We start from the raw sequence: 10,795 nt of genomic DNA on the forward strand, positions 1-10,795 counted from the left end.
GCATAAGGGGGAAAGATTGAGATACTGGATTGCACTATCTCTTTGTCTTCCCCTCTTCGGCTTGGAGCTATCTCTTCAAAGCGGTAAAGAAGAGGGTGAAAAGTATAGTATTCTCCACCTTCGTCACACTACAGCGTTTTCGTGTCAGGCAACCAACAATGAATTTGGAGAGACTCGGCGTGTAGATTGTCGTTTCCCAACTGCTCCGAAACAAACATTCTCCCCGATTGACAATGGATTATTGAGTGTTAAGGGATCTTCAACAGCTCAAGGGTACACGATAACGATCCTACCAAAATCAAAAATGACCTTATTTCCTGAAGTTTTTGACCTCTCTAAAGAGTCACAGACCTATCAAAGCGATGTGAAAAAGGCAAAACATTGGAATGTGGTCGGGTACACTAAAACCCTTCCGTTGATTACTTTATCTTCACCTACTGCTTCGTCTATCAATTTTCCGGTCAAAGTGTCTAAAAATATCCCCCCTTATGTCGGCGGGCTTGATCTAAAAGGGAATCCGATCAAAATTCGACGGGTACAAGATGTCACCGATTATATGGAGATGAAAAAAGCATACGCTGCAGAAGATTACAACAAAGTGCTCGACCGTGCCAAAAATACCCTTCAAGAGTATCCCAATACAGTCTTTAAAAATGAGCTGATGCTCTATCAAATACGCTCTTACCATCAGCTAGGAGAGTATGAAAAACTTCTTGAATTATCAAAAAGGTTTTTGCGTGAATACTCCGGTGATACGAGTGTCGCAGAAGTATTGGCGTATACGGCTAATGCCTACAGCAAGATCGGTCAAATACTTGATGCCGATTACTTTTTTGAGCGACTTTTTGATGAGCAAATTGAGAGTCCGTTTGCTTCATTAGGGATGATCTATAAAGCAGAACAGTCAGAATCTTCGGGTGATCTTAAAAAAGCGATGCAGTATTATCAAAAAGCGCTGGGATCGACATCGGATATGGCGGTTGCGTCCAAAGCGGCATTTAAATTGGCTCAACTTGAACTGGTTGAGGGAAATACCAAAAAATCGGCAGAGTATGTTGATAAAATAGCGACCGTCAATCCTAACTATTTTAGTGAAGTCTACGATAAAGCGATGGATATGGCGGAAGCGTTTATGAATCGGAAAGATCCTAAAACCGCCGCACGTATCACGGAAGCTTTGTTGAACAATACCGATAAAAAATTGGATAAACACCAATTATTATTGAAAAACCTTGGACTTCAACTCGCAAAATCAGGTAAACGTAATGAAGCACTGAAGCGTTTTAACGAGTATCTTGATTCGTACAAATACGGAGAATTCGCCGAAGAGGTACGACGGGCTAAAGACGGATTGTTTTTTGAAGAGGGCGATAAAAATGCGACCAAAGGGATTAAAAAATACGACGATTTGATTGAACGCTACGGGAATGACAGCGTCGGACGAAAAGCGTTGTACAAAAAAGCGCAGCTTTTGTTAAAAGAGAAAAAATACAAAGAGATATTAAATATCGAGAGTGATCTCTATCGCTTGGATTCTGCCGAGTACCCTGAGACAAATGCCATTATTTCAAAAAGTGCGATCGGGTTAGAAAAAGAGTATCTCAAAGAGGGAAAATGTGCAGAGGCTATGAAGCTTCAGAAGATGTACAAAATCAAACTCCTTAGCGAATGGGATGAATCACTCTTTCATTGTGCTATCAAAACAACACAATACGCAAACGCCAAAAAAATAGCCCAGAAGCATCTTAAATCTAACTCCATCAAAGAGCGTCAAGTTTGGCTTTCACGTATGGTTAAAACACAATTCGGATTGGGAGAATACAAAGAGGCGATCAAGGGGGGGAATGAACTGATTACCCTCTTAGGTGTCGAAAAAAATCCTCCTCTGAATGATATCTACCGCACACTGTTTGATGCTGCACAACGCATGGGAGACGGTGAGGGGATGATTCGTCATATCAAGTCGATTGAAGCTTCATTTCCAAATGATTTTAAAGATATTGAACGCTACACCCAAATGGTGAGCTTGGGACTTAAACGTAAGGATGAAGCACTCACACAGACCTACGCCCGTAAAGTGATGGCGTTGCAAGAGCGGACTAAAACCTATACCCAAAGCCCTTATATTGAGTTCACGTTGGCGCAATCGTATCAAAACTTAGGAAAAGACGGTGATGCGTTAAAAGTGCTAAGGACATTAAATGCTCGCAAAATGATCAATGAAAAACGTTCTCGTCAGCAGTATTTGATTGGAGCAATTGAGCAAAAATTGGGAAATAAACGCCAAGCCAGAGAGGCATTTAATGCCAGCATAAAAGCCGATAAGAACTCTGCGTGGGGCAAATTAGCTAAAGATGCACTCGCGTTATTTTAAAATTTTCTCGGCAATAGGTTTTAGTTCATCTGCCGAGCCGCTGCTGTGCAATTCAAACTGATGGGCATTAAATGTTTGCTGCCGTTTGGCCAACTGAGCGGTATGGGTCGCAATATGATCAATCAGTTCCGACTTTGTCAATTTTCCGTCCAAATACTCTAACGTCTCGATAATTCCGATCGCTTTCATACTGTTGGGACTTCTTCCATAAAGTCGTTCCAGCTCTGCTACTTCATCGATTAACCCTGAATCTGCCATTTTTTGGGTTCGCATCGAAATACGTTGGCGTAAAATATCGCGATCAACATGTAAATTGAGTATCGGACACTCTGTTATGATGGGTTTGGGGGGATTACTTCGAAACCATTCAGAGGGGGATAAACCTGATTCGAGATAGATGAGGAGCATTTTTTCGATTCGATACGCATCTGTCGGAGCGATTTTAGCCATTGTGAGCGGATCAATATCATTTAAAAGACGATGGCATTGACCCAGATCAAGGAGCATATCTTTTGCTTGACATAGGGTGGATGGAGAATAATCGGGGATTTTGGAGAGTCCTTCAATCATACTTTTGAGGTAAAAACTGCTCCCGCCGACAATAATAATATTTTTTTCTTCCGCTGACGCTTTTTCATGAAGGCGACGGTATTCATTGATAAAGGTTATAACACTGGCATTCTCATCCGGACGGAGCCGATCGATTCCAAAATGCTCAACTGACTCGAGTTCAGCTTTAGAAGGTTTCGCAGAAGCTATGTCGATCTCTTGGTAGATACTGAGTGAATCAATTGATAATACAAGGGCATTATTCTCTAGTGCAAGGGTTAAAGCGAGATCGCTTTTTCCTGAAGCAGTGGAACCGATGAGTGCAATTTGTTTCATTAGCGTTATTATACCCGCACCCTTAAAGAGTTTTTACGATAAAATAAAGAGATTATGATTTAAAAGGGCATGTGTGAAACGATTGGCGAGAAGATTACAAAATTTCAATGAGCTGGTGATGTTTCAGCACAGCGTTTTTTCCCTCCCTTTTATTTTTATCGCGATGATTGTTGCATCTAATGGATGGTTCGGATTTAAACTCCTTATTTTAGGAGCGTTAGCGGCGATCAGCGCCCGCAATGCTGCCATGGGATTTAACCGTTACGTCGATCGCGCTTTCGATATCCATAACCCCCGCACGGCAGGAAGACCGAGTGTTGATGGACGTTTGGATGGTTCTTCTATCGCCATTTTTACCGCTGTCAATGCGTTGGTATTTATGGCAGTTGCCTATTTTATCAACGATCTGGCATTTTATCTGAGTCTCCCCGTCCTTGTGGTACTGCTTAGTTATTCGTATTTCAAGCGGTTTAGTTCGATGGCCCATATTGTTTTGGGGATATCGTTGGGTCTTGCACCGATGGCAGGGGCAATAGCGGTATTGGGGGCTGTGCCGTTATGGTCACTGCTGCTCAGTATCGGAGTTGTGTTTTGGGTAGCGGGATTTGATCTGCTCTATTCGCTTCAGGATATGGAGTTTGATAAAACAAACGGGTTACACTCTATCCCCTCTCGATTTGGTGCTAGAGCGACGCTCAAAATTTCGCTGCTGTTTCATATGTTAACTATTTTATTTTGGGGATGGTTTGTAAACGAGGCGGGGTTGGGGATCTTCGCGAGTGCTGCCGTTGTGTTTTCAGCCCTGATGCTAACCTATGAGCACTATTTGGTACGGCGTGATTTTACTAAAATTGACCGTGCATTTTTTACCGTAAACGGTTATCTTGGTTTTGTTTTTATAGGATTGATTATTTTAGATAAGGTGAGTCTATGAGTGATGTACGTTTGATTGAAGCTCCGTTGGAAATTGGATTTGATGTTGAAGACTTAAATCCGACCGACTTTGAAAAAGAATATGTTCAGTTGGGTGAAGCGGAGAATGATGCCATTGCCCAATGGCTCCGAAATGCTAAAGGTAAAGGGGAGGTGGGAGATAGCGATGGAATCGTCGTCCAACTGCTGGTGGAACTTTATCGTAAAATAGATCGTTTAGAGCAGGTATTGCTTAACACTACACCAACGAAAATTCCGCTGTCATGCAATGCCAAGATCGGGCGTATCGGGTATGAGTATTTTGAGCTTCTTGAACCGTTATTGACAAACGGTACCTATTATTACGGACGAATTGAAATGCCGATTCACCCTACAAGAGAGGTGGGGTTTTATTTTGAGGCGCAGAGTCCTACATTGGCTAAAATAGTTCGAATGCATAAGAAAGATATCAATGAATGGGGTATCTATATGATGGCACGGGAGAGGGCAATTATTCGTCACCTGAAGGGGTATGAATGAATTACACCATTGAGATAGCGCTCATTGCTCTGGCGGTTATGGTAGTCGGGCTAATCTACTATGTTATTACGAAAGAGGGGGAAGTCTCCTCTCAGATCCGATCTATTGCCAAAGCAGTCGATGATCTGCACCGTGAACTTTTTGTCATGGACAAACGGCTGAAGCAAGAGTTAGAGATTATTACGTCACTTCAAGAGAGTGTTCCTCGGGAACAAACATCACTCCACGCCGAACTCGGTCGTGAAGTGAATGAACTCTCGGTTCCGATTTTGGAGTCGTTAACCCATATTGAAGATAGCTTTAGCGGGTACAAGGAAAAAACCGAGAACCGTTTGCGCTACCTTGAAGAGCGTATCCGAAACCTTTCACTCCCCACTTCAATCAGCGGATTGGATGATGAGAAAGTGATTAGCCGTTATAACCAAGGGATCGAAATTGATGCTATTGCCAAAGAACTTCGTTTATCGAAAGCAGAGGTAGAATTTGTTCTTAAAATCAACCAACTCAGATAGTTATAAGCTTTATCAGCTATAATTTCGTTCTCTTTAAAAGATGCGTCCGTAGCTCAGCTGGATAGAGCACCGGTTTGCGGTACCGGCGGTCAGGGATTCGAATTCCTTCGGGCGCACCATCTTCAAAGACTTCCTTTAACTTTCCCCCATAATAACCCTAAATATTCATGAAATGCAGCTTCTGAGCGTCGTAATCCGTATGATGACGGAAATTGCCATAACAACTCCTCTTGTTTGACTTGAAAATCTGTCGGAGCTTCTGTAACATTGATACCGTTTTGTCGAAACAGTAATGATGCACGTACCATATGGGATGCGGATGTTACTAGAATAAGAGGTTTTTTCCCTATGATTTTTTTGACGGCAATCGCTTCATCCTGTGTATCTTTTGGTGATTCTAATATAATGATATCTTTAGGGTCTACTCCCAACGCAATAGCCATTTGAGCGTTTTTGCGAGCATTACTAATAGGGTCTTCACCACCGTATCCGCTGAAAATAAGTTTCATGTTCGGATAACTTTTATAAAGAGTCACCCCCTCATTAACCCGTGCAAGAGAAACAAGTCCCAATTCTGAGGAGAGAGGGAGATTTGGATTTGTAGTATGGCCGTTTCCCAAAACATGGATATAGTGAGGATGAACAGAAGTAAAGTGTACTTTCGGATAAGTGTTTTCAAGCGGTTTTAATAGGAGAGATGAAAAAGGGGGATAGGATAACAGGGTTATCCAAACTAATGCAAAGAGGAATATTTTTTTGGCTCGGGAGTAATATCCTCGGTACCAAAAATAGATTCCGATCCCTAGTAGTATAAAAAAAAGAGGAAAAGGGACAAGAACGGAGGATAGAGCCTTTTTAATTACAAACATACACTCTGCTGTACAGATTACGCTTTATTTTTGCGTGCAGTAATCTCACCCAAAAAGCTTTCTAAATCGTATTTAACACGGTATTGCGGTGTCAAAATATGAATGAGGATATCTCCTAAGTCGATAGCGACCCAATCACCGCTCTCGTCAACATATAAAAATTGCTCATCAGGTTTAAGCCCTTTTTTGAGGTGGTCAAGCAAAGCAATGGTATGACGTTCTCCTAATGATGATGCTAAGATAACGTAATCGGCGAAATAATCACCGCCTTGAAGATCGAATACTTCGATTGCTTCGGCTTTATTTTGATCGAGAATAGCACTGATCTTTTCAATTCTTGGGTTCACGGGTGTTCCTTGTAGTAGGTTATAATTTTTTTTTCGATCTCCGGCTCTAACCCTAGCGACGAGAGTGAGGTACGAATATCGGTTGAACTGATCGGTACGTCGATGTTGAGCCGAATCATATTCTGAGGTATTTCTCGACCTTCGCGAGTTGCAACGACCCAATGGACCATTGCGTTTAATTCATCAAAACAGTGCCATGATGACAATTTTTCAAGATTGTCTGCTCCAATGATGAGGTAAATCTCATCACCCAAAGCTGCATAATGTTTGAGTGTTTCAATCGTGTATACACTGCGTTGTTGCAGAATTTCAAAATCACTGATCTCAACTTTTTCATAGTGGCTGAAAATTTCTCTTAGCCACTCATACCGTATCGTCCCCTCAACAGTAGCGTAAGGCTTGAACGGATTGCGCGATGCAGGGACAATTATAAGTTTGTCAATAGGTAAAATCTTTAAAGCTTCCTGTACTACAGCAACGTGTCCGGCATGCGGCGGATCGAAAGTTCCGCCATAGAGTGCAAGCTTCATAAGACTTAACTTCTTTTAATCGAAATTATAACCGATTTTTGGTAAAATAACCCCTTATATTTGTGGTTAGGATTAGGTGATGGCGCTGAAGATTGCATTAAACGGGTTTGGACGTATCGGACGTTGTGTTACCCGTCTAGCCGCTATGCGTAATGATGTCGAACTGGTTGCTATTAATGATATGGCGTCGATCGACATGCTTCTTTATCTATTGCAAAACGATTCTGTACATGGCTCGTTCACGGCAGATGCCGCGATAGTGGATAAAAAGTATCTCCAAATCGGGAAAAATAGAGTTCGTATATTGTGCGAAAAAGATCCCGAAAAGCTCGATTTCGCTTTTCTTGGGGCAGATGTTGTTTTTGAGTGCAGCGGTTTATTTTTGAGTGGAGCGGTGACAAAACACCATCTCGAAAAAGGGGTTAAAAAGGTTATTCTTTCCGCCCCGACACAAGATGACGCAATACCGACGTTTGTGCTGGGGGTCAATGAGCATTTATATGCGGGTCAGGATATACTCTCGAATGCTTCATGTACGACGAACTGTTTGGGGCCGATTGCCCGAATCTTGGATGAAACGTTCGGAATCGAAAAAGGGTTAATGACAACCATCCATGCGTATACCAACGGGCAAGCGATTATTGACTCCGCACACGGAACGGATATGCGCCGCTCACGTGCGGCAGCACTGAATATGATTCCTACCACGACCGGTGCGGCAAAAGCGATTAGTCTTGTCCTTCCGAATCTCGAAGGGAAGCTACACGGGCAAAGTGTGCGTGTCCCGACTCCGGACGTATCGATGGTTGATTTGAATGTTGTAGTGGGACGATCCACATCAAAAGAGGAGTTAAGTGACCTTTTTAAATCCTATGCAAATGGGGTAATGAAGGGTATTTTAGAAGTGGATGAGCGCTATCGTGTCTCGCAGGATTTTGTCGGATCACCTTTCAGTGCCACAGTGGCGGATGACTTGATTCAAGTTATCGATGGGAATATGATTAAAGTTATGGCGTGGTACGATAACGAATGGGGTTATTCCAATCGTCTAATCGAAATGGCACTCTATGTGAGTGCCTATACACCGAAAGTTTAATTTTAATCTTACAGTAAGAGGAAAAAATGGAATTATTGAATATCAAAGAATGTGACATCTACGGCAAAAAAGTATTTATCCGATGTGATTTTAATGTCCCTATGGATGATTACGGCAATATTACCGATGATCGTCGTATCCGTTCGGCACTTTCAACTATCAGTTATTGTTTGGATCAAAAGTGTGCGATTATTTTAGCATCCCATTTTGGTCGTCCCAAAGGGGAGCCGGATGAGAAGTATTCTCTTGCTCCTATTGCAAGACGTCTTCATCAACTTCTAAAAATTGATATTCAAATGGCAGAGGATGTTGTCGGTGAGAGTGCGAAAAAACTCTCTTCCGAACTCAAAGGGGGAGAAGTCTTGTTACTGGAAAACCTCCGCTTTGAAAAAGGGGAGACGAAAAACGATCCGGAACTCAGTGCACTCTTAGCACACATGGCGGAAGTCTATATTAACGATGCATTTGGGGTGAGTCACCGTGCGCATGCTTCAGTCGAGGGGATTACGGAGCACTTTGATCAAGCCCATAAAGCTGCGGGATTCTTACTCCAAAAAGAGATTCAATTTTTTGGAACACTGTTGGAAAACCCTACTCGCCCGTTTGCGGCAATTGTCGGAGGATCAAAAGTTTCCGGTAAACTTGAGGCATTGATCAACTTGTTACCGAAAGTTGATAAAGTACTGATTGGCGGAGGGATGGCGTTTACGTTTCTCAAAGCATTAGGTCACGATGTCGGAAACTCGTTGGTTGAAGATGATTTGATTGAAGAAGCTCTTAAAATTATGGACGAAGCGAAGCGATTAGGGGTGAAATTTTACCTTCCCGTCGATGTGGTTGCCGCTGAGAAATTTGCACCGGATGCGATGAGCCGCCTGTGCAGTATCCAAGAGATCCCATCGGGTTGGATGGGCTTGGATATCGGGCCGGCAACGGTGAGATTGTATCGCCAGATTTTAGCCGATGTGCAAACGATTCTTTGGAATGGCCCGATGGGGGTCTATGAGATGGATCGCTTTGCGCGGGGATCGAATAAAATCGCCCATTTTGTAGCCGATTCCTATGCAACTACCGTAGTGGGCGGCGGTGATACCGCAGATTTGGTTCAGCGTATCGGCCTTGATGAAGAGATTACGTTTATCTCTACCGGCGGCGGGGCTTCTTTGGAGTTATTGGAAGGAAAAATTCTTCCGGGTGTTAAACCGTTGTTGAAATAAAAATTGAGAGTTAGAAGGAGATCGTTGTGATATTGTGTGCCAACTTTAAAGCGAATAAAACGCGCCAAGAGACACGAGCCTATATGGCAGTCGTGGAGTCCTTTGTCGGTGCAAACGATATCTCGGATACGATCATCGTATTTCCTCCGTTTACCGCATTGGAAGATCTTTCTCGCAATGTATTGATCGGTGTACAAAACGGCTATCCCGTCATAAACGGTGCCTATACGGGAGAGATCGCGCTAGAGCAGCTCGAAGAATTCGGTATTAAAACGATCCTTATCGGACACAGCGAGCGTCGACATATCATCGGAGAGACGCAAGAACAGATAGCGGCAAAATTTCGTTTCTTTGCCGAGCATGGATTCGCTATCGTGTATTGTGTCGGCGAACCTCTTGAGATTCGTGAAGAGGGAAATGAATCATTAATGGCGTATATCGAAAAACAATTTGAGGGGATTGACCTCTCTTATAGTGATTTGATTTTAGCGTATGAACCGGTATGGGCTATCGGGACTGGGCTTACACCTTCAAATGAAGATATTGTATGGGTACACAGTGCCCTTCGAGAGAAAACATCAGCACCATTGCTTTATGGCGGAAGTGTAAAAGTGGACAATGCAGGTGATATTATGGCACTCGACAACGTAGATGGTGTTCTTGTAGGATCAGCATCACTGAGTGCCAACGATTTTTGCGAGATGATCGCACAAGCCACAGAATTAAATACAGAAAAAGGGGAATAATAGATGTTAATGCAAGGTAAAAAGGGGTTGATCGTCGGATTAGCCAACGATAAATCGATCGCGTACGGGATTGCGCAAGCACTTCATGCTCAAGGGGCGCAAATGGCGTTTACTTATCTCAATGAAGCGTTGCAAAAACGGGTAGAACCTATTGCTGCGGGTTTTAACAACTCCCCTGTTTACAAACTTGATGTATCGGATGAGGCGGATATGGCCTCTATTGCTGAAAAAGTACGTGCCGATTTCGGAGAAATTGATTTTCTTGTCCATTCGGTTGCTTTTGCACCGAAAGAGGCATTAACGGAAGGTTTTATGAAAACTTCTAAAAGTGCGTTTCAGATTGCTATGGATATTTCGGTTTACTCGTTGATCGATTTGACCAACCGTCTTGAGAGTGTTTTAGCTCCGGGTGCATCTATTATCACCCTCAGTTACCTCGGCGGACCAAAATACATTCCGAATTATAATGTTATGGGGGTTGCGAAAGCGGCACTAGAATCAACTGTCCGTTATATGGCGGTAGAGTTGGGTGCTCTCAAAGGTCAGCGTGTCAATGCAATCAGTGCAGGACCGATCAAAACGCTAGCGGCCAGCGGTATCGGCGATTTTAAACAAATCCTAAACTGGAACGAGTCTAACGCACCGTTACGTAAAAACGTTACCATCGAAGAGGTAGGAAACTCGGCTATGTATCTTCTGAGTGATTTATCCAGCGGCGTGAGCGGTGAAGTTCATTATGTCGATGCGGGCTATAACATTATGGGTAT

12 protein-coding genes and 1 tRNA gene are annotated in these 10,795 nt (G+C 43.0%); 9 read left to right on the top strand and 4 right to left on the bottom strand.

Features of this window, described 5'->3' with window-relative positions; all coding sequences use genetic code 11:
* Nucleotides 1-16: 16 nt before the first annotated feature.
* Nucleotides 17-2,374: a flagellar protein gene (locus tag A2517_RS09735; protein ID WP_294896508.1), complete on the top strand. Its 2,358-nt coding sequence runs from the start codon at nucleotides 17-19 to the stop codon at nucleotides 2,372-2,374.
* Here A2517_RS09735 and miaA read toward each other — a convergent pair.
* Nucleotides 2,366-3,259, bottom strand: a complete 894-nt coding sequence (gene miaA / locus A2517_RS09740) for a tRNA (adenosine(37)-N6)-dimethylallyltransferase MiaA (RefSeq protein WP_294896510.1) — start codon at nucleotides 3,257-3,259, stop codon at nucleotides 2,366-2,368. The two genes, A2517_RS09735 and miaA, sit on opposite strands and share 9 nt — an antisense overlap.
* 73 nt (nucleotides 3,260-3,332) lie before the next feature.
* On the opposite strand from miaA, the gene mqnP reads away from it, so the two are divergent.
* The 4 genes from mqnP to A2517_RS09760 all read left to right on the top strand — a co-directional run bounded on the left by mqnP (nucleotide 3,333) and on the right by A2517_RS09760 (nucleotide 5,342).
* On the top strand, nucleotides 3,333-4,193 hold the full coding sequence (mqnP, locus tag A2517_RS09745; protein ID WP_294896512.1) for a menaquinone biosynthesis prenyltransferase MqnP: 861 nt from the start codon (nucleotides 3,333-3,335) through the stop codon (nucleotides 4,191-4,193).
* Entirely contained in the window at nucleotides 4,190-4,711 is a 522-nt protein-coding gene (locus tag A2517_RS09750; RefSeq protein ID WP_294896514.1) for a hypothetical protein, read from the top strand. The genes mqnP and A2517_RS09750 overlap by 4 nt, the downstream gene beginning before the upstream one ends.
* Entirely contained in the window at nucleotides 4,708-5,223 is a 516-nt protein-coding gene (locus A2517_RS09755; RefSeq protein ID WP_294896516.1) for a hypothetical protein, read from the top strand. Before A2517_RS09750 ends, A2517_RS09755 begins: the two co-directional genes overlap by 4 nt.
* Nucleotides 5,224-5,265: 42 nt before the next feature.
* A tRNA-Arg gene (locus A2517_RS09760) sits at nucleotides 5,266-5,342 on the top strand.
* A 3-nt stretch (nucleotides 5,343-5,345) separates the two neighbouring features.
* On the opposite strand, the gene A2517_RS09765 is transcribed toward A2517_RS09760, so the two are convergent.
* Genes A2517_RS09765 through nadD form a run of 3 tightly spaced genes read right to left on the bottom strand, consistent with a single transcriptional unit; the run spans nucleotide 5,346 to nucleotide 6,969 of the window.
* Nucleotides 5,346-6,092, bottom strand: a complete 747-nt coding sequence (locus A2517_RS09765) for an ElyC/SanA/YdcF family protein (RefSeq protein WP_294896518.1) — start codon at nucleotides 6,090-6,092, stop codon at nucleotides 5,346-5,348.
* Nucleotides 6,093-6,109: 17 nt separating this feature from the next.
* Nucleotides 6,110-6,439, bottom strand: a complete 330-nt coding sequence (rsfS, locus tag A2517_RS09770; RefSeq protein ID WP_294896520.1) for a ribosome silencing factor — start codon at nucleotides 6,437-6,439, stop codon at nucleotides 6,110-6,112.
* Entirely contained in the window at nucleotides 6,436-6,969 is a 534-nt protein-coding gene (nadD, locus tag A2517_RS09775) for a nicotinate (nicotinamide) nucleotide adenylyltransferase (RefSeq protein WP_294896522.1), read from the bottom strand. Before nadD ends, rsfS begins: the two co-directional genes overlap by 4 nt.
* A 79-nt stretch (nucleotides 6,970-7,048) precedes the next feature.
* On the opposite strand from nadD, the gene gap reads away from it, so the two are divergent.
* The 4 genes from gap to fabI form a co-directional block, all read left to right on the top strand.
* Complete coding sequence (gap, locus tag A2517_RS09780) at nucleotides 7,049-8,065, top strand: type I glyceraldehyde-3-phosphate dehydrogenase (RefSeq protein ID WP_294896524.1); 1,017 nt, start codon at nucleotides 7,049-7,051, stop codon at nucleotides 8,063-8,065.
* Nucleotides 8,066-8,091: 26 nt separating this feature from the next.
* Nucleotides 8,092-9,282, top strand: a complete 1,191-nt coding sequence (gene pgk, locus A2517_RS09785) for a phosphoglycerate kinase (protein WP_294896526.1) — start codon at nucleotides 8,092-8,094, stop codon at nucleotides 9,280-9,282.
* 26 nt (nucleotides 9,283-9,308) lie between these two features.
* Nucleotides 9,309-10,028, top strand: coding sequence for a triose-phosphate isomerase (locus A2517_RS09790; protein ID WP_294896528.1), 720 nt, complete (start codon nucleotides 9,309-9,311; stop codon nucleotides 10,026-10,028).
* Between the two features lie 3 nt (nucleotides 10,029-10,031).
* Nucleotides 10,032-10,795, top strand: a 764-nt coding sequence (gene fabI, locus A2517_RS09795; RefSeq protein ID WP_294896530.1) for an enoyl-ACP reductase FabI, incomplete at its 3' end; no start/stop codon positions are given.

It is taken from the genome of Sulfuricurvum sp. RIFOXYD12_FULL_44_77 (assembly GCF_001830725.1).
GTDB lineage: Bacteria > Campylobacterota > Campylobacteria > Campylobacterales > Sulfurimonadaceae > Sulfuricurvum > Sulfuricurvum kujiense_A.